This window comes from Streptomyces sp. TSRI0107 (assembly GCF_001905845.1).
GTDB lineage: Bacteria > Actinomycetota > Actinomycetes > Streptomycetales > Streptomycetaceae > Streptomyces.
On the sequence record NZ_LIVZ01000012.1, the window covers coordinates 274,118 to 299,042 of the forward strand.

Annotated in this window: 24 protein-coding genes; 11 read left to right on the forward strand and 13 right to left on the reverse strand. The window is 72.1% G+C overall.

The genetic code is table 11. The annotated features are described in order from the left end of the window. Positions 1-81: 81 nt before the first annotated feature. The 9 genes from AMK31_RS40520 to AMK31_RS30450 all read left to right on the forward strand — a co-directional run bounded on the left by AMK31_RS40520 (position 82) and on the right by AMK31_RS30450 (position 7,330). Positions 82-1,068: a hypothetical protein gene (locus AMK31_RS40520; RefSeq protein ID WP_241842758.1), complete on the forward strand. Its 987-nt coding sequence runs from the start codon at positions 82-84 to the stop codon at positions 1,066-1,068. A gap of 127 nt (positions 1,069-1,195) precedes the next feature. Beyond that, positions 1,196-1,876 (forward strand): class F sortase, encoded by a 681-nt coding sequence (locus AMK31_RS30415; RefSeq protein ID WP_073943965.1) that lies wholly within the window; start codon positions 1,196-1,198, stop codon positions 1,874-1,876. A 133-nt stretch (positions 1,877-2,009) separates the two neighbouring features. Then, on the forward strand, positions 2,010-3,167 hold the full coding sequence (locus tag AMK31_RS30420; protein WP_073943899.1) for a SchA/CurD-like domain-containing protein: 1,158 nt from the start codon (positions 2,010-2,012) through the stop codon (positions 3,165-3,167). 67 nt (positions 3,168-3,234) lie between these two features. After that, positions 3,235-3,693, forward strand: a complete 459-nt coding sequence (locus AMK31_RS30425) for a cupin domain-containing protein (protein ID WP_107468767.1) — start codon at positions 3,235-3,237, stop codon at positions 3,691-3,693. Then, entirely contained in the window at positions 3,690-4,958 is a 1,269-nt protein-coding gene (locus tag AMK31_RS30430) for a beta-ketoacyl-[acyl-carrier-protein] synthase family protein (protein WP_073943900.1), read from the forward strand. Before AMK31_RS30425 ends, AMK31_RS30430 begins: the two co-directional genes overlap by 4 nt. Continuing rightward, positions 4,955-6,208 (forward strand): ketosynthase chain-length factor, encoded by a 1,254-nt coding sequence (locus AMK31_RS30435; protein WP_073943901.1) that lies wholly within the window; start codon positions 4,955-4,957, stop codon positions 6,206-6,208. Before AMK31_RS30430 ends, AMK31_RS30435 begins: the two co-directional genes overlap by 4 nt. A gap of 30 nt (positions 6,209-6,238) precedes the next feature. Further along, a complete protein-coding gene (locus AMK31_RS30440; protein WP_073943902.1) occupies positions 6,239-6,496 on the forward strand; it encodes an acyl carrier protein in 258 nt (85 codons plus the stop codon). Between the two features lies 1 nt (position 6,497). After that, a complete protein-coding gene (locus tag AMK31_RS30445) occupies positions 6,498-6,977 on the forward strand; it encodes an SRPBCC family protein (RefSeq protein ID WP_073943903.1) in 480 nt (159 codons plus the stop codon). 20 nt (positions 6,978-6,997) lie between these two features. Further along, positions 6,998-7,330 (forward strand): TcmI family type II polyketide cyclase, encoded by a 333-nt coding sequence (locus tag AMK31_RS30450; RefSeq protein WP_073943904.1) that lies wholly within the window; start codon positions 6,998-7,000, stop codon positions 7,328-7,330. A 74-nt stretch (positions 7,331-7,404) separates the two neighbouring features. Here the strand turns inward: AMK31_RS30450 and AMK31_RS30455 are convergent, their stop codons facing one another. The 6 genes from AMK31_RS30455 to AMK31_RS42190 all read right to left on the reverse strand — a co-directional run bounded on the left by AMK31_RS30455 (position 7,405) and on the right by AMK31_RS42190 (position 16,563). After that, positions 7,405-8,445, reverse strand: coding sequence for a methyltransferase (locus tag AMK31_RS30455; RefSeq protein ID WP_073943905.1), 1,041 nt, complete (start codon positions 8,443-8,445; stop codon positions 7,405-7,407). Between the two features lie 51 nt (positions 8,446-8,496). Beyond that, on the reverse strand, positions 8,497-9,558 hold the full coding sequence (locus AMK31_RS30460; RefSeq protein WP_073943906.1) for a right-handed parallel beta-helix repeat-containing protein: 1,062 nt from the start codon (positions 9,556-9,558) through the stop codon (positions 8,497-8,499). A gap of 91 nt (positions 9,559-9,649) precedes the next feature. Next, positions 9,650-11,134, reverse strand: a complete 1,485-nt coding sequence (locus AMK31_RS30465) for a pre-toxin TG domain-containing protein (RefSeq protein ID WP_073943907.1) — start codon at positions 11,132-11,134, stop codon at positions 9,650-9,652. Continuing rightward, on the reverse strand, positions 11,134-13,713 hold the full coding sequence (locus tag AMK31_RS30470) for a hypothetical protein (protein WP_198948597.1): 2,580 nt from the start codon (positions 13,711-13,713) through the stop codon (positions 11,134-11,136). The genes AMK31_RS30465 and AMK31_RS30470 overlap by 1 nt, the downstream gene beginning before the upstream one ends. A 143-nt stretch (positions 13,714-13,856) precedes the next feature. Next, a complete protein-coding gene (locus tag AMK31_RS30475; protein ID WP_241842759.1) occupies positions 13,857-14,150 on the reverse strand; it encodes a hypothetical protein in 294 nt (97 codons plus the stop codon). 34 nt (positions 14,151-14,184) lie between these two features. Then, a complete protein-coding gene (locus AMK31_RS42190; protein ID WP_073943968.1) occupies positions 14,185-16,563 on the reverse strand; it encodes a tetratricopeptide repeat protein in 2,379 nt (792 codons plus the stop codon). A 187-nt stretch (positions 16,564-16,750) separates the two neighbouring features. Between AMK31_RS42190 and AMK31_RS30485 the strand changes: the two genes are divergently transcribed. Then, positions 16,751-17,206, forward strand: coding sequence for a carboxymuconolactone decarboxylase family protein (locus AMK31_RS30485; RefSeq protein ID WP_073943909.1), 456 nt, complete (start codon positions 16,751-16,753; stop codon positions 17,204-17,206). 121 nt (positions 17,207-17,327) lie between these two features. Continuing rightward, complete coding sequence (locus AMK31_RS30490; protein WP_079186994.1) at positions 17,328-17,723, forward strand: iron chaperone; 396 nt, start codon at positions 17,328-17,330, stop codon at positions 17,721-17,723. A gap of 17 nt (positions 17,724-17,740) precedes the next feature. On the opposite strand, the gene AMK31_RS30495 is transcribed toward AMK31_RS30490, so the two are convergent. The 7 genes from AMK31_RS30495 to pelF form a co-directional block, all read right to left on the reverse strand. Continuing rightward, entirely contained in the window at positions 17,741-18,553 is an 813-nt protein-coding gene (locus AMK31_RS30495; RefSeq protein ID WP_073943911.1) for an endo alpha-1,4 polygalactosaminidase, read from the reverse strand. After that, positions 18,550-19,212, reverse strand: coding sequence for a spherulation-specific family 4 protein (locus AMK31_RS30500; protein ID WP_073943969.1), 663 nt, complete (start codon positions 19,210-19,212; stop codon positions 18,550-18,552). The genes AMK31_RS30495 and AMK31_RS30500 overlap by 4 nt, the downstream gene beginning before the upstream one ends. After that, the gene (locus AMK31_RS30505; RefSeq protein WP_073943912.1) at positions 19,209-20,135 is read right to left on the reverse strand and encodes an NAD-dependent epimerase/dehydratase family protein; all 927 of its coding nucleotides are present in this window, start codon (positions 20,133-20,135) and stop codon (positions 19,209-19,211) included. The genes AMK31_RS30500 and AMK31_RS30505 overlap by 4 nt, the downstream gene beginning before the upstream one ends. A 6-nt stretch (positions 20,136-20,141) precedes the next feature. Beyond that, on the reverse strand, positions 20,142-20,855 hold the full coding sequence (locus tag AMK31_RS30510) for a nucleotidyltransferase family protein (protein ID WP_073943913.1): 714 nt from the start codon (positions 20,853-20,855) through the stop codon (positions 20,142-20,144). A 31-nt stretch (positions 20,856-20,886) separates the two neighbouring features. Then, positions 20,887-21,888, reverse strand: coding sequence for a GDP-mannose 4,6-dehydratase (locus AMK31_RS30515; RefSeq protein WP_073943914.1), 1,002 nt, complete (start codon positions 21,886-21,888; stop codon positions 20,887-20,889). A gap of 71 nt (positions 21,889-21,959) precedes the next feature. Then, a complete protein-coding gene (locus tag AMK31_RS30520; RefSeq protein ID WP_073943915.1) occupies positions 21,960-23,375 on the reverse strand; it encodes a hypothetical protein in 1,416 nt (471 codons plus the stop codon). Beyond that, the gene (pelF, locus tag AMK31_RS30525; protein ID WP_073943916.1) at positions 23,372-24,883 is read right to left on the reverse strand and encodes a GT4 family glycosyltransferase PelF; all 1,512 of its coding nucleotides are present in this window, start codon (positions 24,881-24,883) and stop codon (positions 23,372-23,374) included. Before pelF ends, AMK31_RS30520 begins: the two co-directional genes overlap by 4 nt. Positions 24,884-24,925: the final 42 nt, after the last annotated feature.

Sequence of the window (24,925 nt, forward strand, 5' to 3'; positions counted from 1 at the left end):
GACTGACGGTGGATCACGTCGGGGCCGAGTACATCAGCTGACTAGGTGCCAGCTGCTCGGCGTCGACGAAAGGAAAGTCAGATGCGCTCTGCTCGTATGCTTCTGGCCGCTTCGGCGGCTTCGGCCGCCCTCGCGATCGGCGTCCCCGGCGCCTACGCGGCCGTCGGCTCGGACCACGAGGACTCCTCCTACAGCAAGGAGGAGTACAGCAAGGACGAGAACGGCAAGGAGGACAAGGACAAGGACTCGTACAAGGACGAGGACAAGGACTACGACAAGGGCGACAAGGACTACGACAAGCACGACAAGGACTACGACAAGAAGGACGACTACGACAAGGACTACGACAAGAAGGACGACTACGACAAGGACTACGACAAGAAGGACGACTACGACAAGAAGGAGGACAAGGACGAGGACAAGGACGAGGACAAGGACAAGCCGAACGGCGGCGTTCACACGGGCGGCGGCGCGCTGACCCTGCTGAACGAGGACAGCAAGGACGAGGACTCGTACAAGGACGAGGACAAGGACTCGTACAAGGACGAGGACAAGGACTCGTACAAGGACGAGGACAAGGACTACGACAAGGGCGACAAGGACTACGACAAGCACGACAAGGACTACGACAAGCACGACAAGGACTCGTACAAGCACGAGGACAAGGACGACTACGACAAGAAGGACGACTACGACAAGAAGGAAGACAAGGACGAGGACAAGGACAAGCCGAGCGGCGGCGTTCACACGGGCGGCGGTGCGCTGACCCTGCTGAACGAGGACAGCTGGGGCTCCGAGAAGGGCAGCAAGCACGAGGACTCGGGCTACAGCAAGGACGAGGACTCGCACGGCTACAAGGACAAGCACGAGGACTCGGGCTACAGCAAGGACGACGAGAACAAGGACTCGTGGGGCAGCGACTACGACAAGCCGAGTGGTGGCGTGCACACCGGTGGCGGCGCCCTCGCCGCTCCGACCGCGACCGCCGGTGGTCTGGCGGTGCTGGCTCTCGCCGGCGCCGGTCTGTACACGGCCCGGCGTAGGAAGTCGGCCGGAAGCGCGGTCTGACCCATGCCGGATGCGATAGCCGCTGCGGCCGCCACGCGCGCGCCGCGTGGCGGCCCCGGCGGTCCCTCCCGGTACCCCGTCCGCCCACCCGTCCGATCTCCTGCCGTTCCCCAGTGAGGTGCTTTCCGTGGCAGCCGCTCCGCCCTCCCCGCCCGCCGCCGACGAGCCGGCCTCCACCGAGGACAGTTCCCGCGCGGGCGCCCTGATGACGAGCGCTGTAGCCGTCCTGCTTTTCGTCGTGAGTCTGTTCGGCACCGAGAGCCCGCCGTCCGACGTCCCGGCCCCGCCGCGCGCCGCGCCGGTCGGAGTGTCGGCGCCGCCGGTCGAACGGCCGGCGGAGAAGAGCACCCGCCATCTGCCGCGATCGAAGCCCGTGCGGCTGCGCATCCCGGAGATCTCGGTCGACGCCCCGTTCACGGACCTCGCCATCGGCCCCAAGGGGCAGTTGGAGGCCCCGCCGCCGGACGACATCAACCTGGTCGGCTGGCACGCGAAGGGACCCTCGCCGGGCGAGATCGGTACGTCGATCATCGCCGGGCACGTCGACACCAAGACGTCCCCCGCCGTGTTCGTGGGCCTCGGGGAACTGGAGAAGGGCGACAAGTTCCACGTCCTGCGAGCCGACGGGCGCAAGGCGTCCTTCGTGGTCGACGACGTGGAGACGTTCGAAAAGGACCACTTCCCGGACGATCGCGTCTACGGAGACGCCGACCGGGCCGAGGTCCGCCTCATCACCTGTGCGGGTGAGTACGACCGTACGGCGCGGGACTACACCGAGAACCTCGTGGTCTTCGCCCACCTCATCTGAGGTGCCTCCGGTCACCCACGTAGTTCATACGAGTCGCGCTCTTCACAGGACCGGCACAGGATCGAGGAACGCCGACGTCGATCACCGTGACCGACGTTCACCCCGCCCCCCCGACGAAGGAGCTGTGCGCAGGATGACCACCACGTCCGACCGAGTTTCGGGACCGCTGACACAACAGGTGTCACAGCGTGTCTCCCAGTCCGTGTTCGACGGTTCCAGACTTCGTGTCGTCCTGCTGGTCGACGTCTACGACGGAGCACAGCAGGAGTTCCTGGAGGCCTACGAGCACCTGTGCCACCAGGTCGCGTCCGTTCCCGGACATGTCAGCGACCAGCTGTGCCAGTCCATCGAGAACCCCTCCCAGTGGCTCATCACCAGCGAATGGGAGAGCGCCCCGCCGTTCCTCACCTGGGTGAACAGCGAAGAGCACGTGGACATGGTGGCACCGCTGCACAACTGCGTCCGGGACACCAGGTCGCTGCGTTTCCACATCGTCCGGGAGACCGGCGGCCCGGCGGCGGGCGTCGACTCCGGACAGCGCCGGCTCCAGGCGGCACCGAGGATCGGCGACGGCGTCATCAGGCACGCGCTCACCTTCACGGTGAAGCCGGGCAGCGAGGAGACCGTCGCCCGGATCCTCTCCGGCTACACCTCGCCGGAGCCGCGCGTCGACGACGACACCCGGCTGTGCCGCACCTCCCTGTTCATGCACGGCAACCGGGTGGTGCGGGCCATCGAGGTGCGGGGCGACCTGCTGGCCGCACTGCGCCACGTCGCCCGGCAGCCCGAGGTGCGGGCCGTCGAGGAGGCCATCAACCCCTATCTAGAGCAGCAGCGCGACCTCGACGACCCCGCGTCCGCGCGGGCGTTCTTCACCCGGGCCGCCCTGCCGGCCGTACACCACGTGACGGCGGCGCGGAAGATGTCCGACGCGGTGCGGCAGGCGTTGTACTACCCGGCTCGCGAGGGCTGCGGCATGCGGTTGGCCGAACTGCTCGCCCAGCAGGACGAGGCAGCGGTGGACGATCCGCGCGGCCCCGTGCTGTGCAGCACCATCTTCCAGCGCGACGACGTCGTGATGCGGCTGATCGACGTCCAGGGCGGGCTCGACGGCGAGTCCACCACGGTGCTCGGCCACGGCGACCGTGACCGGATGGCGGAGCTGACATCGCTCCTCGACGTCGAGGCCCTCGGCACCGACGCCGCCGCGCTCGCGGACGGCGACGCGGCCCGCCTGCTCACACTCGCCCGCATGGAACTCGTCACCGACCGCTGCGCGCCGGAAGCCTGAATCGTCAGCCCACGGACCGTAGCGGCCACGCCGCCGTGTCGATACGGCACCCGATCGGAGGAAAGTCGTGACCAAAGCCAATCCCGGCATCGTGCACCTGAGCGAGGTCGAGCCCAACACCCGGCGCGGCGGCGATCTGCGCGCCATGCTCACTCCCGCCACGGTCGGCTCCACGAGTGGCTTCATGGGCGTGGCCATCGTGCAGCCAGGCGACCGCATCGCCGAGCACTACCACCCCTACTCGGAGGAGTTCGTCTACGTGGTGTGCGGGCAGCTGGAGGTGGACCTCGACGGAGATCCCCATCCGCTCCAGCCCGAGCAGGGGCTCATGATCCCCGCCTATGTACGGCACCGCTTCCGCAACGTCGGCAACGTGGAGGCCCGCATCGTCTTCCACCTCGGCCCGCTGGCCCCGAGCCCGCCGCTCGGCCATGTCGACACCGAGGGAACCGAGACGGTCGCGGTCGCCGCGGAGCCGGTTCCCGTGGGCGAGGCGCCGGTCTCGGAACGACAGGTGCGGTCATGAACAGGCGTGTCGCGGTCACCGGCATAGGCATCGTCGCCCCGGGCGGTATCGGCGTACCGGCGTTCTGGGACCTGCTGTCCCACGGGCGTACCGCGACGCGGGGCATCACCTTCTTCGACCCGTCCGGACTGCGCTCGCGGATCGCCGCCGAGTGCGACTTCGACCCGGCGGCCCACGGGCTGGACGCCGACCAGGTCGACCGGTGCGACCGGTACATCCAGTTCGCCCTGGTGGCCGCGGAGGAGGCGGTACGGGACGCCGGCATCGACCTCGCCCGGGAGAACCCCTGGCGGGTCGGGGTCTCCCTGGGCACCGCGGTCGGCGGCACCACCCGGCTGGAGCACGACTACGTCCTGGTCAGCCATGGCGGCCGGCGCTGGGACGTGGACCACCGGGAGGCCGAGCCGCATCTGCACCGGGCCTTCTCGCCCAGCACGCTCGCGTCGACGGTGGCGGAGCGGTTCGGGGCGTGCGGACCCGTGCAGACCGTCTCGACGGGCTGCACCTCCGGGCTCGACTCGATCGGGTACGCCTTCCACACGATCGAGGAGGGCCGGGCCGACGTGTGCATCGTCGGCGCCTCCGACTCGCCGATCTCGCCGATCACGATGGCGTGCTTCGACGCGATCAAGGCCACGTCCTCCAACAACGACGACCCCGCCCACGCCTCGCGTCCCTTCGACGCGGACCGCGACGGGTTCGTCATGGGGGAGGGCGGTGCCGTACTGGTCCTGGAGGACCTCGAACACGCCCGGGCCCGCGGCGCGCGCGTGTACTGCGAGATCGGCGGCTACGCCACCTTCGGCAACGCCTACCACATGACCGGGCTGACCCGGGAGGGCCTGGAGATGGCCCGGGCCATCGAGCTGGCACTCGACCACGCACGGCTCGACGGCACGGACATCGACTACGTCAACGCGCACGGGTCGGGCACCCAGCAGAACGACCGTCACGAGACGGCCGCGGTAAAGCGGGCTCTCGGGCAGCACGCGTACGACACCCCCATGAGCTCCATCAAGTCCATGGTGGGTCACTCCCTCGGTGCCATCGGGTCGATCGAGGTCGTCGCCTGTGTGCTGGCCCTGGCCCACCAGGTCATACCGCCCACGGCGAACTACGAGACCCCGGACCCCGAATGCGACCTGGACTACGTCCCGCGTGTCGCCCGCGAGGCACGACTGAACAGCGTGCTCTCCGTGGGCAGCGGGTTCGGTGGCTTCCAGTCCGCGGTGATCCTGACCCGGCCGAGGGAGAAGACACCATGAGCGAACCACATCGACGGCGCGCGGCCGTCACCGGAATCGGCGTGGTCGCGCCCAACGGAACCAGTACCGAGACCTTCTGGAAGTCGACCAAGGAGGGCCTCAGCGTCCTGGACCGGGTCACCCGCGACGGATGCGAGAACCTGCCGCTGCGGGTGGCCGGCGAGATCCGTGAGTTCGACCCGTCGGCGGCGATCGAGGAGCGTTTCCTCGTGCAGACCGACCGGTTCACGCACTTCGCCATGGCCGCGGCCGACTTCGCCCTCGAGGACGCCCGCCTGCCCCGGTCCGACACCGACGGCACGCCGTTCTCCGTCGGTGTGGTCACCGCGGCCGGTTCCGGCGGCGGCGAGTTCGGGCAGCGGGAGCTCCAGCAGCTCTGGGGAAAGGGCAGCCGCTTCGTCGGCCCGTACCAGTCCATCGCCTGGTTCTACGCCGCCAGCACCGGCCAGATCTCCATCCGCCGCGGCTTCAAGGGGCCGTGTGGTGTGGTCGCCGCCGACGAGGCCGGCGGCCTGGACGCCCTCGCGCACGCGGCGCGGGCCGTGCGGCGCGGCACCGATGTGATCGTGGCCGGGTCGACCGAGGCGCCGCTGGCCCCGTACTCGGTGGTCTGCCAGCTCGGCTACCGCGAACTGAGCACGGAGGAGGACCCCGCGCGCGCCTACCGCCCGTTCACCACCGGGGCCTGCGGCTTCGTGCCGGCGGAGGGCGGCGCCATGCTCGTCGTGGAGGACGAGACCTCGGCCCGGGAGCGGGGCGCCGAGGTGCGGGGCTTCGTCGCGGGGCACGCGTCGACGTTCACCGGTGCCTCCGACTGGGAGCGGTCCCGGCAGGGGCTGGCCCAGGCGATCAAGGGCGCGATGGACGAGGCCGGCTGCGTCCCGGAGGAGATCGACGTGGTCTTCGCCGACGCCCTGGGCGTGCCCGAGGCGGACCGTGCCGAGGCCCTGGCCATCGTGGACGCCCTCGGCCCGCGCGGCGGGCGCGTACCCGTCACGGCGCCGAAGACCGGTATCGGCCGCGGCTACTGCGCCGCGCCCGTGCTGGACGCGGCGGCGGCGGTGCTCGCGATGGAGCACGGGGTCATCCCACCCACCCCCAACGTGTTCGACATCTGCCATGACCTCGACCTCGTGACCGGCCGCGCGCGTGCCGCCGAGCCGCGCACGGCACTGGTCCTCAGCCGGGGACTCATGGGGTCGAACTCGGCGCTGGTGCTGCGGCACAGCACCACGGACGCCTCGCGGTGAGGCGTCACTTAGCAAAAGGAGAGGATACGCATGAGTCACGAAATCACGGCGGAGGAGCTGGCCGAGCTCATGAAGAAGGCCGCCGGAATCACGGTCGCCCCGGATGACCTGCGCGAGCAGCAGGACACCGGGTTCGACGCCTTCGGCATCGACTCGCTCGGTCTGCTGGGCATCGTAGGCGAGCTGGAGAATCGTTACGGCACGCCGATGCCGCCGGACGCGGAGCGTTCCAAGACGCCCCGGCAGTTCCTCGACCTCGTCAACAGCGCGCTGCCGGCGGGAGCCTGACATGGCCGGGCACACGCAGAACGAGATCACGATCGCCGCACCCGTCGACCTCGTCTGGGACATGACCAACGACGTGGCGAACTGGCCGAACCTGTTCAGCGAGTACGCGTCCGCGGACATCCTGTCCCGGGAGGGGAACAAGACCACCTTCCGGCTCACCATGCACCCCGACGAGAACGGCAAGGTGTGGAGCTGGGTCTCCGAGCGGGAGACGGACCGTGACACGCTGTCCGTCACGGCTCGCCGCGTCGAGACCGGACCCTTCGCGTACATGAACATCCGCTGGCAGTACGAGGAGGTTCCGGAGGGCACCCGGATGGTGTGGACCCAGGACTTCGAGATGAAGCCGGATGCCCCGGTCGACGACGTCTGGATGACCGACAACATCAACCGGAACTCCAAGGTCCAGATGGCCCTGATCCGGGACCGCATCGAGCAGGCCGCCGGCGAGCGCGAGCCCGTGCCGAGCCTGACCGACTGAGTGGGACGGAGAACCGCACGATGCACCAGGCCCTGATCGTCGCCCGCATGTCCCCGGGGTCGGCCCCCGACATCGCGAAGATCTTCACCGAGTCGGACCGAGGCGAACTCCCGCACCTCATCGGGGTGTCGGGGCGCAGCCTGTTCCAGTTCGGCGATGTGTACCTGCACCTCATCGAGTCGGAGCAGGACCCCGGACCCGCCATCGCCAAGGTGGCGGGACACCCCGAGTTCAGGGACATCAGCGAGCGGCTGTCGGCGTACGTCTCCGCGTACGACCCGGCGACCTGGCGTTCGCCGAAGGACGCGATGGCGCACTGCTTCTACCGCTGGGACCGGGACGCCACCGGCTGAACCGTCCGGCTCGCCGCCGGCCGCCGGGCACGCGTGACGCGCGTGCGCGGCGGCCGGCGGCCTGTGGACGCCGTTCACCGGGCGGCGCCGCCCGGGACGGTGCAGTCGAACGCGTGCAGATACGGGTTGACCGGCCGCACGTCGTCGATCACCAGGCCCGCCTCGGTGAGCCGGGCGATCATGCTGTCGGTGGTGTGCTTGGCACCGCCGACGTTGAGGAGCAGCAGCAGGTCCATCGCCGTGCTGAACCGCATCGAGGGTGTGTCGTCGACCAGGTTCTCGATCACCACCACCCGCGTTCCGGGACCGCCGGTCTCGATGACGTTGCGCAGGGTCCGCGAGGTGCTCTCGTCGTCCCACTCCAGGATGTTCTTGATGATGTACACATCGGCCTGGACCGGGACCTCCTGCCTGCAGTCGCCGGGCACGATCCGCACCCGGTCCGCGAGCGCACCGCCCGCCCGCAGCCGGGGGTCGGCGTTCTCCACCACCCGCGGCAGGTCGAGCAGGGTCCCGTGCAGCGAGGGGTACTTCTCCAGCAGGCTCGCCACCACATGCCCCTGACCGCCTCCGATGTCGGCGACCGAGGAACTCCCCGACAGGTCGAGGAACTGCGCGACGTCCCGCGCGGACTGCATGCTCGACGTCGTCATCGCGCGGTTGAAGACGTCCGCCGACTCCGGGGCGTCCTCGTTGAGGTAGGTGAAGAACTCCTTGCCGTACAGGCCCTCGACGACGTTGCGGCCGGTGCGCACCGCCTCGTCCAGCTGCGGCCACGCGTCCCAGGTCCACGGCTCGGTGCACCACAGGGTGATGTAGCGCAGGCTGTTCGGGTCGTCCTCGCGCAGCAGCCGGGACATGTCGGTGTGCGCGAACGTCCCGTCCCGCTGCTCGGTGAAGACGCCGTAGCAGGACAGGGCCCGCAGCAGCCGGCGAAGCGGCCGCGGCTCGGTCTTCACCGCCTTCGCGATGTCCTCCACGGGCATCGGGGAGTCACCGAGCGCGTCGGCGACGCCCAGCCGGGCGGCCGCGCGGAGGGCGGCGGCACACGCCGCCCCGAACGCGAGCTCCCTCAGCCGCATGGACGGCGGTGGGGCGGACTGTGCGGTCGTCATGTGCCGCCTTCCTTCCTCACAGGGGTTTAGGGGATCGTTTCGGCCGGTCGGTCAGCACAGTCCGGCGGGCTTGGAGGCCGCGCAGGAGTTGCTCTCGAAGGTGTTGCTCCGGCCGGTGTCCGCGTCGACGAGGTCCGCCGGGGAGTTGTTCTCCAGCGTGTTGCCGGTGATCCGGTTCCGCTCGTTGGGCGCGCCCACCATGCTCTTGACCAGGACGATGCCGCCCGACATCGAGAAGCTGCCGGCGTTGTCCCTGATCACGTTCCGGGTCACCAGGGTGTCCTCGGCGCCGGTCAGGACGATGCCGGAGCCCTGCAGCGCGTCCAGCCGCTCGGTCTTCGGGCAGGACTTGTTGTTCGCCACGATGCGGTTGTCGCGCACGGTCAGGGCGCCGGCCCGCGGCTTGTTCTCGTCCCCGACGACGAACACGCCCGCGCAGTTGCCCGTCACCTGGTTGTCCGCGACGGTGAGGTTGCGCAGCCGCCGCACGGTGAGACCGATCCGGTTGTCCTCCAGCCGGTTGCGCTCGACCACCGCGCCCTGGGTGTCCGCCGCGCCTTCCTCGGCCTTGATCGTGTTGGCGAGGAACAGGCCGGCGTCGCCGTTCTCCCGGGCCGTGTTTTTGAGGAACACGCCGCGCACAGAGCGCTCCTGGGCGATGCCCCACACCCCGTTCTTCACCGACGTCACGTTGCGCACGGTCAGCCGGTCCGTCGAGAGGGCGAAGATCCCGGCCCTGGTGAAGCCGGTGACGGTCAGGTGGCCGACGGTGACGCCCTCGAGCTTGCGGTCCTTCGCGCCCACCACGCAGATGCCGTTGCCGTTTCCGGCGCAGCTGCGCTCCTCCGCCTTCTCCCGGCTCGGCTTGATCACCGTGCTGCGGCCCATCCCGAGCAGCTTCAGCCGGGGCGTGTTCACCGTGACGCTCTCGTGGTAGACGCCGGGGGTCACCAGGACGGTGTCGCCCGCCTTCGCCTTGTCGACGGCCTTCTGGATCGATTGCCCCGGAAACACCAGATGGGTCTCGGGGACGGCGATCGGCGGTGCGGCCCCGACCCCCGCCCCGATGAGCGCCGCGGTGCACGCCAGGTACGCGATATGGCATTTCGTCATATTCCGCACCATAGAATCCGATAGACGGTGAACAGCCCGGATAGGCCATCCGACGGCGTGTCCTAGCCGGGGTGTTCCAGGCCGCTCCGGCTCAGCGGCTCGGCGCGGTGATCGGGTCAGGCTCCGCGAACACCGCGTCGGCGATGTCGGCGAGTTGCTCGCCGTGCGGCACGGTGCCCCGGGTGAGCGAGTGGACCAGGGGCACCAGATAGCGGTCGGGGCGGGTGATGACCTTGTACGTGGTGTCGCTCAGCAGCACGACCCGGTCCAGGTACGCCCGCTCGGGCTTGCCCCACAGGCGGGGGATCTCCTTCTCGACGTCGGCCAGCGTGAAGGACACGCCCTCACGGACGGTGACCACCACCGTGTTGGCCTGGAGCCCCTTGTCCCCGAGCTTCTTGAGCGCGTTCTCCGCGGTCTTCCCCTCCACCCGGATCAGTTCGCACAGTTCGTCCCCCCAGACCGCGTCGGGGTAGGTGACCGTCTTGATCTCCGGTGGCCTGGGCAGCCCGAAGTGCTCGGGCAGCACCGTGGGCAGCGCGACCACGGTCTCACCGCTCGCGTCGGCCAGCCGCTGCATCGCCGCGAGCTCGTGCGGCTCGTGCGCCGTCGACAGCTGCGGATAGAACGTGCCCTTCCGCAGCCTGCCGATCCGCTTGCGGGCGATGGACAGCCACATCGCGTGCCTCGAACGGTAAGTGACGCGCGCCAGAACGAAGTTGACGAAGTCGTACTCCTTCTTCGTCATCGGCCCGACGCGCCGCAGCACGGTCAGCAGTTGCGCGAAGTCCGCCTCCGGCAGGATGCGCAGACCGATCGCCATCTGCAGTGACACCCCGCGCCGGGCCGCCGCCGGCATCTGCGCGAAGACGCCCCGCTCGGCCAGCGCCAGCAGCACGGCCCGCCGGGTGATCACCGTGGCCCGCAGGGCGACACGCGCGCCCGCGGCCAGCACGGGCGCCAGCACGATCCCGAGCGCGGCGAGCGCCCGTTCGGTGGCGCTGAGCCGGCGCCAGCTGATCACGTTCCGCCCGCTGATCACGTCCAGCGCCAGCACGACCTCCCCGACCACGGGGACGAAGAGGAGATGATCGTGGATCTCCTCGTACGTCAGCTCGGAGGCGATGGCGAGGTCGCCGTCCGCCGCGGCCCGCTCCCCGGCGATGATCTCCAGCGGCTCCCGCGCGGCGTTCATGCTCCGCACCCACACCGGCGGCCAGCCGCCCCGCGCCGAGGGCACCTCCCCGCCCTCCCGGCCGCGTTCCGCGAGCAGCCGGGTCTCGACCTCGAACCGGGACGCCGCCGACGCCGCGGCGTCCACCAGGCCCTGCGCGCCGAACGCCACGAACGCCGGCCACCGCGTCATGGACGCCCGGGCGTGCCACGCGCGCACCCGCTGCCGGACCTCGACCGCGATCTCGTGCGCCGCCACCATGTCGGCGTACGGCACGGTGGGTCTCGCCCGGTCGCGGATCTCCCGGGTGCCCCTGGCCAGGCCGACCGCGTGCTCGAAGTAGGCGAGCGTCCGGGAGACGTCCCCCGCGACCGGCGACGCCACCGCGGGGGGCGTGGTCATCAGGCGATCCCGTCCAGCGGGGAGCCGACGGCGATGTCGGTACCCGAGTTCGGCGTGTACTCGTACCACTCGGCGATCACGGTGCCCTTCTCGCCGGGCAGCACGACGGGGAACGGGACGGTGGAGCCGTCGTGCGCGTGGTCGAGCCGCTGCACCATGATCCGGTCGGTGCCGACGACCGCCGTGACGGTCTGCGTCTCCTGTGTGCCCGGCCCGGCGTAGGCCCCGATGACGACCCGTGCCCCCACCCGGAACCCCGTGACGGACTCCACCTTGAGCGTCACCGGGTGCCGGCTCGGGCCGGCCGTGGACGTGGACCGCGTGACGACCGCGTCGGCGGGCCGGTGGGTGTCCGCGCCCGGGTTCGCCGGCGGGATGCCGGGGTAGTGGCGGTCGTCGTAGGCGGCGATCTCCTGGGCGATGGTCAGATAGGGCTCGCCGGGGTCGTGGTCGTAGTCGGTGAAGCCGCTCTCGGCGAAGCGCAGCCAGCGCGTCTCCCAGCCCTTGCGCACGGTCAGCACGACCCGGGCGCTGCCCGCCCGCAGGAACGCCTGCCGGGTGGGGTCCGGGTGCTGCACCGACCGTACGAAGTCCCAGCTGTCCGGGGTGTCCCAGAAGTACGAGTACAGGAACGTGACGACGCTCTCCCACTCGATGGCCTGGTTGACGAACCGTACGGCGTTCTCGTGCGCGGTGACGGCCGCCAGCTGGGTCTCCGTCAGCTCCAGCCTGTTCGCGGTGAAGCCGATCCCGTACCGGGTGTCCTCGCTCGCGGCGGCGAACGCGCCGATCGTGGTGTCGTCCATGTACGCGTACGACACGCCGGCGATGAACCGGATCACCGCCTTCATGACCTCGTCGCTCTCCTCCCGGCGCAGGGTCAGCGTGTCGACCCCCGCGAGCCGGTCCTCCAGAGCGGTGATCCGCGCGGCGATGTCCTGCTGCTCCACGAAGTAGCGCGTCTGGGCGGCGTTGTAGAGCGCGTTCCACACGTCGGAACGCCACTGCGCGTACGCCTCCGCGGTCGGCCGCAGCCGGACGGTCAGCTGGATGGACTGGACCGACACCTCGTCCCAGAAGAACACCACGACCGGCGATCCGGTCACGCCCTCCAGGAAGTTGCCGCCGTCCCCGTCCCGTTTCAGCACCTCACCCGGGTCGAACGCCTTCTCGTCACTGGAGAACGCCTCGAAGGGCAGCGTCGTGCCCTCGATCGTGAAGCGGCCCATCTTGTCCTTGTACCGGGTCATCCGGCCGGCGATGGTGACGTCGACGACCTCCTGACCGTCCGGCAGATCCAGCGTGCGGCTGGTGACGGCACGGTCGTTCGGCAGGCCGCCGTCGTGCGCCCGGAACGTCTTCGGCGCGTGGAAGCGGGGCGGCAGCGGCACGTTCTGGGCGCCGTACGCGTCCGCGAGCACCAGGTAGTGCGGCTGGGTCTCGCCGGCCCGCACCTCCTCGGTGATGTCGCTGTGCGGGACGTTGAAGGTGAAGGGGCCGAGCCTGTTCCTGAGCTGCTCCAGTTCCCGGTGCGCCCGGCGCATCGCCGCGCCGGGCTCGGGGATCACGATGTCGTAGGTGAGCCGCAGCCCGTACCGGTAGAGCCGGACCCGCCACTTCCGCATCAGGCTGAAGTAGTCGATCCGGATCGGGTCGGTGGTGCTGGGGTTGCGCAGCCTGCGGGTGACCGTCTCCTCCCTGCCGCTCACCGACTTCACGGAGATGGTGACCTTGTGCTCCTGCTTCGACCGCGACGAGGCCTTCCGGGTCAGCTCCGTCGCGTGCTTGCGGCTGTCGTTCGCCGACTGGGACTCGGAGCTCTGGGAGGTGAACCCGGAACTCGCGGAGCCGGAGATCACCGGGATGCCGCCGGACACCGTGCCCGTGACGTTGAACTGGTTCGAGTGCTGCTGCTGCGAGGTGACCGACTGGGACAGCTCCGTGTTGTCCGTGACGCCGGTCTCGCTGACGTTCTCCAGCGAGTCGGTGACGATCGAGGTGAACTCCTTGCTCTGCACCGACCATTCCTTCTCGACGACCGCCGTCTCCTCCAGCGGCGCCAGCGGAACGGTGGCGATCAGCTCACCGCGCTCGATGCCCGCGGGAGCCATCTCCAGCCGTTCGAGGTTGAGCATGCCGAGCGGGGACCGCGCGGTGTTGGCGGCCAGCCCGGCGAGCGCGGCGGCGGTCACCCGGGCGGCCCGTGCGCCCGCCGCACTCGTCCGTACGGTCGTCAACGCCTCGCCGAAGGCGCGCAGTTCCGCCACGTCCACCCCGGCCAGGGCGGCTCCCGGCGGGGCCGTCTCACCGGGCTCCGTCTCGTAGGTGCTCAGCACCTCCAGGACGTCCTCGGACACCCGCCCGAGCCGCCCCGCCGCCGCGACCTCGCCCGGCCGCAGCCCCAGCTGCCGCACGAACCCCCGCTTGGCCAGTGCCCGGCCGGGATCGGAGACCGGCACGTCCAGCGGTACGAGGGTGGCCTTGGCGACGCTGCGGGCGGCGCTCTCCAGCACGGGCGGTGCCACGGCGCCGGCAGCGCGCCCGCCCTCGTCCACCGGCGGCTGATCCGTGCTCGTCATGACGCTGCTCCCGGGCGAAGGTCGGTCGGTCCCGGGAACAAGCATGTGGCGCGGCCGACGACAGAGGGGAGGGCGTGCCAGGCGCACTCGGGGAGCGCCTGAGGCGCCGTGGGAGGACGTGACGAGGCGCGTCCTCCACGTCGTCAGCGCCAGTCGCCCGTGAGCCAGGCGAGCAGGCGCGGATCGGACTCGCCGTCGCAGCGCACCGCCTCGATCGTGAAGACCCGGGTGGTCGCGATCGTCGTCAACGTGCGGTCGAGGTCGCCGGTGACGTCACCGGGCTCCCCGACCGTCACGGGGCCGTCGGCCACGGCACCCGGCTCCGGGACGTCACAGCCGACACCGGGCAGCGGCTGACCCAGGTACCAGCCGCCGACGAACACGGCGTACAGGACGGCGGCGGCGCCCAGACGGCGCGGGGTTATCCAGGTAGGCACGCCAAGCAGTCTTCCACAGCGCCGAGTTGGACGATCAGGCATGCGCCTGCAACGCCGCGATGCCTTCGTGGGCCAGCGCCTCCGCGTACCGGTTGCCCAGCCTCGGGGCCAGCTCCAGTGCCTCCCGGTGCAGCCGCAGGGCCTCCTCGGGCAGGCCCGCGAGCCGGCACGTCTCGGCGTAGCCGTTCAGGTAGTGGATCTTCCAGTGCTCCTCGAACAGCTCGTCGAGCAGCGTGAACGCCTCCCGGTGGCTGGCCAGCGCCTCCTCGTACCGGCCCATCTGCCGCTGCGCCACGCCCAGGCAGTTCAGACACCACGCCTGGTTGTCGAGGTGACCGTCGTCGCGGGCGATGGCCAGCGCCCGGCGCAGGTGTTCCGCCGCCTCGTCGGGCTCCTCCCCGGCGATGGCCACGCCGAGCGTGATCCGGGCCGTCAGCGCGGGCGGCCAGGCCGGGTCGGTGTGCGGGACGGCCAGCACCTCCCGGGCCCGGCGCGCCGCCTCCTCCCGGTGCCCCAGCTGCAGCGTCGCCCAGGCCTCGGCCGCCGCCGCGTGGGCCGCGCCCGCCGGGGAACCGGCCTTCCCGTACAGCCGGCCCGCCAGCCGGAAGAGCTCCAGGGGCTCCTCCACGTGTCCCGCGTCCCAGCTCAGATAGCCACGGCGCATGGCCAGTTCGGCCTCCGCCGGAGTGTCCGGCGTCCCGGACAGCGCGCGGGCGGCCGCCTCGTACGCGGCGGTGGCCTCCGCCATCCGGCCCGCGTTGTACCGCGCGAAACCCAGGTCGCTGTGGGCCTCGGCCAGGCGCAGCGGATCACCCAGACGCTCGGCGGCGGCCAGCGACCGCTCGAAGAGGACGTTGAGATGCGTCGTGCCGCAGCGCCGCGCGAAGTACGCCCGCAGAAAACGCGGCAGCTCGCACACATGCTCGTCCGCGCCCACGGCGGCGGCCGTCTCGAAAGCGGCGATCAGGTTGCCGTATTCCCTGGTGAACCACGCGAAGGCCGTGTTCTTGTCCCGGAACCGCGGCAGCGCGGCCGGCGGCAGTCCGGCGGAGGGCGGCCGGCCCGTCGACACGAACGGCATCGCGGCGTCGGCGGCGGCCGCCGCGTGCACGTAGTAGTCGAGCACCCGGCGCAGTGCCCGCTCCCGCTCGGCCGCCGGGTCCTGTTCCGCCGAGGTCCGGCGCGCGTGCTGGTGCACCAGGTCGTGCAGCCGGTAGCGGTCCGCCGTCGGCTGCTGGACGAGATGCGCGTCGAGCAGGTCCTCCAGCATCGCCCGGGCATCGCGCAGCGGTACGTCCGCCAGCGCCGCGACCACGTACTCGTCGAAGGACGCCCCGGGCAGCAGACCCAGCATCCGGAACAGCCGGGCCTGCGACCGGTTCAGCTGCCGCACCGACATGGCGAACGCGGTGTCGAACTCGCTCGCGCCCTCGGCCATCCGCTCGACGAGGACGCCCACCGTCCAGCCCGGCCGGTGCCGCAGCCGAGCCGCCGCCAGCCGCAGGGCCAGCGGCAGCCGGCCGCACAGCCGCAGCACCTCGGCGGCGGACCGCGGGTCGCGGCCGAGCCTGCCGTCGGGGCCGCCGGAGTCACCGCTGGCCCGGGCCAGCAGCTCCGCGCTCTCCTGCTCGGTCAGCACGTCCAGCGACACCGGGGGCACCTCGTCCAGCCCGACGAGCCGGTTGCGGCTGGTGATCAGGGCGACGGAAGGGCCGGCGCCGGGAAGCAGCGGACGCACCTGGCCGGCGTCGGCGGCGTTGTCGAGCACCACGACGACCCGCCGGCGGGCCAGTTCCGCCCGCCAGCACGCGGCCAGCGGCTCGCCGCCCTCCTGCGGCACCCGCTCGGACGGGACGTCGAGCGCGCCGAGCAGCATCCGCAGCGCGGCGTCCGGGTCGAGCGGGGGCCGGCCCTCGGTGAACCCGTGCAGATCCACGTAGAGCTGGGCGTCCGGGAAGTCGGCGGCGAGCCGGTGCGCGGCGTGCACCGCGAGACAGGTCTTGCCGACGCCCGCCATCCCGTCGACGGAGACGGCGCGGTGGCTTTCGATCGCGGCGAACACGGCGGCCAGCCGCTCCTCGCGCCCGGTGAAGTCGGGCACGTCACGCGGCAGGTCGTTGCGCGGCACCGGCCGGGCCTGGCGGCTGCTCCGCGGCGGCGCCGGCAACGGGTTCGAGGTGCGTTCCCACAGCGGCCGCAGCGGGCGCGGGTCACGCTTGACGAGACGGCACAGGGCGACCACGGCGGGCCAGGGCGGCACGGTCTGCCCGTTGAGGTAGCGCGACAGCGACGACGAACTGAGGCCGGTGTCCCGCGCCAGCGCCCGTACGCCGAGCCCCGACAGTTCCTGGAGCAGACGCAGCCGCGCCGCCAGCTCGTCCTGCGGGCCGGCCTGCGCCGCCCGTCCCTGCACGTCGTCCACTGTTCCCCCGCTTTTCCGTCCCGTCGCGGCAGAAGTCTTGCCAGCCAAGTCGCCGCTGGTCAAGGCTGTTTCGGCTGTCCCACGGTGTCCCATCGCCGTGGTCGCGGCACGCCGGCTCGGCTGTCATGGAGTCACGCCCCGAGGGAACGGGGCACCGACCGAAAGAGGTACCGACACCATGCAGTCCCGTATGCAGAACCCCGCCGTCGTCCTGCCCGACGCGATGCAGCCCATCCAGCAGCTCCTCAAGGCCGCGCACTCCGGCGGCGTGGACGCGCAGACGCTGGAGCTGGTGCACCTTCGGGTCAGCCAGATCAACGGTTGCAGCGCCTGCGTCGACGGCGGCGCGAAGACGGCCCGCAAGGCCGGAGTGAGCGACGAGCGGCTGGCCACGGTCGCCGCCTGGCGGGAGGCCCCGTACTTCACCGAGGAGGAGCGGGCGGCGCTCACGCTGGCCGAGGCCGCGACGCGGCTCGCCGACCGTCCCGACGCGGTGAGCGACGAGGTCTGGGACACCGCCGCCACCTACTTCGACGAGAAGCAGCTCGCCTCGATCGTCCTGATGATCGGCGTCACCAACCTGTTCAACCGGCTCAACGCCACGACCCGTCAGATCGCCGGCGCCTGGGGCTGAACCCCCGCGCCTCCACACACTCGACCATCCGCAGACCGTCAGGAGACCCGCTGTGAAGAACCGGACCGCCACCACCGACGACAAGTCCTTCCAGGCATTCACCGACGAGGAGCGCGCCGCGATGAAGGAGCGCGCCAAGGAGATGAAGGCCTCCGCCCGCCGTGGCTCGCGCGCCGACAAGGCGGCGGAGGACGAGGCCGCGGTGCTGGCCAAGATCGCCGAGATGGAGGAGGCGGACCGCACCATGGCCGAACGGCTGCACGCCGTGGTGAAGGCGAGCGCCCCGGACCTCAGGCCGAAGCTCTGGTACGGCATGCCTGCCTACGCCAAGGAGGGCAAGGTCGTCTGCTTCTTCCAGAGCGCGCAGAAGTTCAAGAGCCGGTACGCGACGCTCGGCTTCAGCGACCAGGCGAACCTCGACGACGGCGCCATGTGGCCGGCCTCCTACGCCCTGCGGGAGCTGACCGCCGCCGACGAGGCGCGGATCGGCGCGCTGGTGAAGCGGGCGGTGAGCTGACCGGGGTGCCGGGCCGGTCAGCACGGCTTGCGCCAGACGTCCAGCTCCGGCTTCTTGAGCATCGACGACAACCGCAGTTCCCGGGCCACCGGGCAGAAACGGGCCGGCGGCTCCGCGTACTCGACGTGGAAGACCGCCTTGCCCGCCGCGACGAACGGCTCGAGGAGCGCGCATTCGCCGTACTGGGCGCACTCCTCGTTGACCGCGAAGTCGAAGTCGTCCAGCAGCTGCGGAATCTGCGCCAGGTCGTTCTTGAGGCCCACGGCCAGACCCCGCTCGTGCGCGATGTCCGCGATCATCCGGTTGTACCGGAGCTGGTCGCGGGCCGTGAGCGGGAAGCCGGTGTCGTTGCCGTAGCCCTCGACGAGGTCCGGTTCCACCGCGTCGAAGCCCTTCTCCCGGCACATGTCGAACCGGCGTTCCATGATGGGACGCAGCACCGACAGCCGGCGGATGTCCAGCCAGCGTTCGCCGCGCCAGCCGTTGGGCTCGCCCAGCACCGAACGGGGGAAGTCGTCCCGGTCGGGCCGGAAGTCCTCCCAGGCACCGACGTTGACGTAACAGATCACCTTGCGGCCGTCCCGGTGCAGGCGGGCCACGTCGGCGGCGGAGTTCTCGAAGCCGTCGATGTCGTAGACGGGCACGTCGACGGACGGGTCGACCCTGCCGTCGAGCTGCCACTGCCAGGCCAGCCCCGGACTCGGCTGCCAGACGGGTCCGGCCGCGCGGCCAGCGCCGTCACCACCGTCACCGCCGTCGTCGCCACCCGAGCACGCGGCGAGGACGGCGAGCAGCACCAGGGCGACGACGGCCGGGACGAGCCGCCTCACCGCTCGGCCTCGGCCAGCGCGGGCGTCAGCCGCGACCACGGGTTCGGCGGCTCTCCCGTCACCGGCCCGCACACCCCCGCGCCCCGCTCGCTCGCGGTGCGCACGGCGAGCGGCACGAGCGGCTCGGGCACCCCGTACACGAGGTGGCAGAACCGCTCGGGCGGCTGCCGCGCGGTCCACGACGGGCGGCTGAACGTCGACACGTACGTGGACCAGGGACCCTCGAACGTGACGGTCAGGTCGGCGAGCCGCGCATAGCCCGGAGCGGGATGGACGCCCGGGTTGAGGACCACGGTCGAGACACCGAGCCGGCGGACGGAACGCACCAGCCGACGACAGGCCGGCAACCCGTGCGGCGCCGCGGTCACCTGGTCGAGGAAGCAGCCGTCCACGCCGTACCACTCCTGGTGCCGGCGCAGATCGGCGGTGATCCGCACCGCGTCGCGCGCCCCGTAGTCCGTGTCGACGTAGCCGAGCAGCCGGGCGCCCGCCGCGCGCAGCGCCCCCGCCGCGGCGACGAACGCCGGATCCGGGGCCTCGCCCGGCCCGTTCGCGGGGTTCAGCACGACGCCGTAGGTCCGCGCCGCGCAGGTGATGAGCCGGTGCCACGCCGCGGGATCCTCGGCGGGATGGACGTACAGCGGGATCAGCAGGCTCACGACGACGGTACCCCTTCGGCGGCGCGGGCCGGGGCGGCCGCCGCCGCCCACAGCGCCGCCACCGACGCGTCGAGCGAGTGGGACGGCCGCCAGCCGAGGGCGTCACCCGCGGCGGTGATGTCGGAACACTGCCACGACACCTGCGCCGACCGCGCGGACCCGCCCCCGCCCGCCTCGACGATCCGGCCCCGGAAACCCGCCACGCCCGCCAGCGCCCGCACCAGCTCACGCACCGGCACCGCGGCGCCGCCGCCGATGTTGAGCACCGGCGGGAGCGGCCCGGCGGCGGTGGCCGCGAGCCGGGCCGCCTCCGCCACGTCGCGTACGTCGACGAAGTCGCGGTGCGCGGACAGGTCACCGAGCCGCAGCACCGCGTCCGGATCGTCCCCGGCGTCCGCGAGCAGCGCGGCGACCCGGCCGGGCAGCCCGGTGGGCGGGGCTCCCGGACCGACCGGGTTCCCCACCCGCAGCACCACCGCGTCCAGCCCCGACGCGGTCACCGCCACCGTGCCCGCCAGCTTCGTCGCACCGTACGGGCCCGCCGGACGGGTCGGCGCCGACTCCGGCACCCGTTCACCCGGTGTGCCGGGGCCGTACTCGGCGGCCGAGCCCAAATGGACCAGGCGCGCCGCGGGGGCCGCCTCCCGCAGCGCCGCGCACAGCACGGCCGGGCCACGGGCGTTCACCTCCGCGAGGGTGACCGCGTCACCGCCGGTCGCGCCCGCGCAGTTGACGACGGCGTCCGGCGCGGCCGATTCCAGCGCCCGCGCCAGGTCCCGCGGTCGGTCGGCCGCGAGGTCGACGGCGACGTCGGCGCCGGGGGAGCGGCCGGCGACGAGCACCCGCGTGTCCGGCAGGGCACGCAGCCCCGCCACGACGTGCCCGCCCAGGTAGCCGGTGGCGCCGAGAACCAGGATGCGCATACGTGCTCAGGCTCCCTTGAGCAGAAGTGACTTGCGGCTGGTGAACTCCGCGTTGGCCCGGTCGTAGTCGTCGGGGCGGCCGATGTCCAGCCAGTAGCCGTCGAACTCGTAGGCGTGCGGCGGCCGCTGCGCCGCGAGCAGGTCCAGCACCAGCTCGTCGAAGCCCAGCGGCAGCCCCGGCGTGTAGTCGGCGAGGGTGGCCCGCGAGACGCCGTAGACGCCCATGGACACCCGGTAGTCGATGCTGGGCTTCTCGGTGAAGGCGACCACCCGGCTCGCGTCCGTGGTGAGCACCCCGAAGTCGATGTGCACCTTGCGGGCGTAGGTGGCGATGGTCAGCGGCGCGCCCGACGCCTCGTGCCGCCGCAGCACGTCGGCGTAGTCGAGGTCGGTGAGCACGTCGCCGTTCATCACCAGGAAGTGCTCCGGCAGCCGCTCGCGGAGGGTGAGCAGCGGGCCCATGGTGCCGAGCGGGCTCTCCTCGACGGCGTAGTCGACGCTCACGCCCCACTGCGCGCCGTCACCGACGTAGGCGCGGATGATCTCGCCCAGATGGCCTATGGCGATGGTGCAGTGGGTGAAACCGGCCGTCGACAGCTGGCGCAGCACGATGTCGAGGATGGCGTGCTGGTCGCCGATGGGGACGAGCGGCTTGGGCAGCGCGGTGGTGTACGGCCGCAGCCGGACGCCCTTACCTCCGGCCAGGATCACTGCGTGCATGGCATACCTCCTGCGGTTGCTGCCGGTCGGGTCAGATGTTGTAGATGCCGGTCTTGTAGCGGGCCAGGTTCGCCGGGTCGACGAACCACTCCGCGGTCCGCGCGAGCCCTTCCTCCAGCGTGTGGCGGGGCCGCCAGCCGGTCGCCGCCGTCAGCCGCGTCGCGTCGGCGACGAGCCGCATCACCTCGGAGTTCGCGGGCCGCAGACGCTCCGAGTCCTCGCGGACGTCGAGCGGGGCGTCCATGACCTTGCCGATCAGCGCGACCAGGTCGCCGACGGAGATCTCCCCGCCGGTCCCCGCGTTGAACGTACGGCCGACCACCTGCTCCGCCGGCGCGGTGCCCACCGCGAGGAACGCCCGCGCGGTGTCCCGGACGAAGGTGAAGTCCCGGGTGGGGCGCAGGTCGCCGAGGGTGATGGTGCGCTGCCCGGCCGCGACCTGGCCGATGACGGTGGGGATCACCGCGCGCATCGACTGCCGCGGGCCGAAGGTGTTGAACGGCCGCAGCGTCACCACGGGCGTGCCGAAACTGGCGTGGTAGCTGTCGGCCAGCCGGTCGCCGCCCGCCTTCGAGGCGGCGTACGGCGACTGGGTGTTGATGGGGTGGTCCTCGGTGATCGGTACGGTCTGCGCGGTGCCGTACGTCTCGCTGGTCGAGGTGTGCACCAGGCGCGGCGTGCCCAGCGCGCGCACCGCCTCCAGCACGTTCAGGGTGCCCGTGACGTTGGTGTCCACATAGCTGTGCGGGGCCTGGTAGGAGTACGGGATGGCGATGAGCGCGGCCAGGTGGTAGGCGCAGTCGGCGCCGTCGAGCAGGCCGCGCACCGAGCCCGGGTCGCGGACGTCGCCGAGGACGATCTCCACGTGGTCGAGGACGTCGGCGGGCAGGGTCTCCAGCCAGCCGTAGGAGGAGAACGAGTTGTACTGGGCCATGGCCCTCACCCGATGGCCGGAGGCGACGAGCGCCTCGGTGAGGTGCGAGCCGATGAACCCTTCGGCTCCGGTGACGGCGGCGAGCGGTGCGGAGGTCAACTCTGGGGATCCTTTCGTCGGTTGGACGGCGGCGGTGCCGCGGGTCGCTTCGAGGAGCGGGGACGGGCTCGTCAGGCGTGCGGGGAGGGCCTGCCGAGCAGATGGATCGCGCAGGCCGCGAGACCGGCCGCGGCCACGGCGCAGACGAGCGGCAGCACGGCCGGGCCCGGCGGCAGGTCCAGCCAGGTGACCGCGCCGGCACCGCCGGCGGCGAGCAGGCAGATCACGGCCGGCGGCCAGGCCACGCCGAACGCCTGGAGGAGCAGGGCGGTCCACAGGGCCGCCGCGAGCGGCAGCAGCGCGGCCGGGCCGGCGCCGGTGAGCAGCGCCGCGGGCAGCAACAGCAGCAGATACCCGGACAGGCACAGACCGAGGACGGCGGCCGAGCGGAGCAGGAAGCCCGCGGGCGTCGCGCTGACCCGCAGCGCGGCGACCGACCAGCCGCGAAAGCGGTACAGCAGCCACTCGGCCGGGCCCATGCTCAGCGTGAGCGCGATCACCGCGTACGGGTGCCGCCGGCCCTCCAGCATCACGAGGACCGCAGCGGCCAGTCCGAACAGGCCGTAGGGCAGCGACGAGACCGGCCGCGGCCGGGGCCCGTCGGCAGCGGCCGGGCCGGCCAGTCCCGCCCGCAGGACCGCGCCGGCGGCGGCGAGCGTCGCCAGCAGCGCCAGCAAGGGCAGGCCCACCCGCGGCACAGGGCCGGGCTCCCACCACGGCAGCGGCGCGGCGCCCGCGATCAACGGGCTGAGCGCGGCCAGCAGCAGCCGCTCCCGGCCCAGGACCAGCAACACGCCCGCCGCCGCCAGATACAGCGACTGGGCGGCCGCCACCATGGTGACCGGGCCGCCCCCGGCGGGCACCGCGGCGAGCCCCGTGGCCACCGCCGCGCCCAGCAGGGACCCGGACAGCAGGGTGCCGGCGGCCTCCCGGCGTCCCGCCACCAGCCGCAGGTGCGCCCGGTGGCCCAGCGCCTGCCCCCACGCCCAGGAGACGACGCCCGCCACGATCAGGACGGGCGCGTGCCGGTCGACGCGCCACAGCGGGGCGGTGAGCAGATAGGCCAGCGCGGGCAGCGCGAACAGGATTCCGCGCAGCAGGCAGCGCATCGTGTCGGGCCGCCAGGGGTCGGCCGCTGCGGGCGGCTCGGGAAAGGTCCGGGGCGCCCTCGCGTACAGCGCGGACGCCAGCGAGAACAGGTTCGGATGGCCGTACCGCTCCTTGATCAGGGAGGCGGACAGGCCCTCCGCCTCCAGCAGCGCGGCCACCTCGTAGGGGTGGACGGCGGGTCCGATCCGGTCGGCGAGTTCGGCGGCGAGCTCGCTGACCGCCTCCTCGTCGGGACCCCGCCGGGGCAGCCGGATCGCGAGCGTGGTGTCGTCCAGGGCCCAGCGGGGGCGGCGGCGCGCCGGGCGGGGCGTGGCCAGCCGCAGCGCCAGCGTGTCCTGCTCGGCGCCGCCGGGTTCGAGGGACATCGGCCCGCTCATCCGGTGAGGCTTTCCGTGCCGGTGACCGCCGGGGCGGGCAGGACGATCCGGCCGGTCGACTCCCGTCCGCCCGTGGACAGTTCGTGGTATATGGCGCGGAACGTGTCGATGGTCTGCCGCAGTGTGAACTGCTCGATCACCCGCAGCCGGGCCGCCTCGCCCATCGCCCGGCGCCGGGCGGGATCGCCCAGCAGCTCCAGCGCGGCGGCGGCCATCGCGGCCGGATCGCGCGGCGGCACCACGAGACCGGTGTCGCCGACGGCCTCCCGCACGCCCCCCACATCCGTGGAGACGGTCGCCCGTCCGCACGACATCGCCTCTATCAGCGTGAACGGGAAACCCTCGCTGATGCTCGACAGCATCACCACGTTCCCGGCCGCGTAGGCGTCCTTGATGTCGTCGACGCGGCCCTCGAACGTCACCGCGTCGGCGTGCCCCAGCTCGGCGGCCAGGGCCTCACAGCGCTCCCGGTACGCCTCCCCGCCCCGGGGCGTCCCGCCGAACAGCCGCAGCCGCACGTCGGGCAGCCGGTCCCGGACGAGGGCGAAGGCGCGGATCAGGGTCTCCAGGTCCTTTATCGGGTCGACCCGGCCCGCCCAGCTGAGGGTGAGGGCCTCCGGCTCCGGCCCGGCCGGCGGGAAGGCGGCGGGGTCCACGCCGTTGTAGACCGTGCGGATCGACGCCGGATCGGCACCGCCCTGCTCCTCCCACAGCCGGTTGTAGCGGTTGCCGGGGGTGATCAGCGCGGCCCGCCGGTAGGTCTCCTCCGCCAGCAGCCGGAAGAAGCCCAGGATCACCGCCTTCACCGGCCAGCGGTACGGCGCGGTGCGGTAGCCGAGGTACCGCTCGCGCAGGTAGACGCCGTGCTCGGTGAGCAGCAGCGGAACCCCGTGCCGTTCGAGCGCGGCCAGCCCCGGCAGGACGGCGACACCGCCGCTGACGGCGTGCGCGACCCCGTTCTCGGGCGGCGGCGCGGCCAGCGGGCGCAGGGCGTGTTCGAGGAGGGCGGTCACGGTGAGCGCGTCGTGCAGCGTCGGCCGCGCCTCACGCACGGCCAGCCCGGGACGCGTCCATACGGCGGTCAGGGCCCTGATCGCGGTGTCGCCCCGCAGGAAAGGGCTGAGCTCTCCGTCCGCCGCCGCCCGCGCCAGGGTGTGCAAGGCGGGCGCGAAGCCGTCCTCGGCGCGCGGGTCGACCAGCGCGGTCAGGAACCGCTCGTAGGCGCCGGCGAGCCGCCTGCGGGAGCGGCCCCGGGGCGGGCGGCCCGGCGGGGCGGTGCCCCACATGGGCACGGACAGGACGCCGGAGACATGGCCGGGCAGGTCCCACACGACGGGCTCGCGGCCGGTGCCGGTCACGGCGATGACGTCGAAGTCGATGTCGGGCATGCCGGTGACGAGCTGGTCGCACCAGACGCTCACACCGCCGTGACTGTGCGGATAGGTGCCTTCGGTGAGCAGGGTGACGCGCGGAGCGCCGGAGCGTCGCGCGCCGTGGTGAACGTGCATCGATGTGCTCCACGGCCGAGGTGTGGGGAGGGGGTGCCGGTC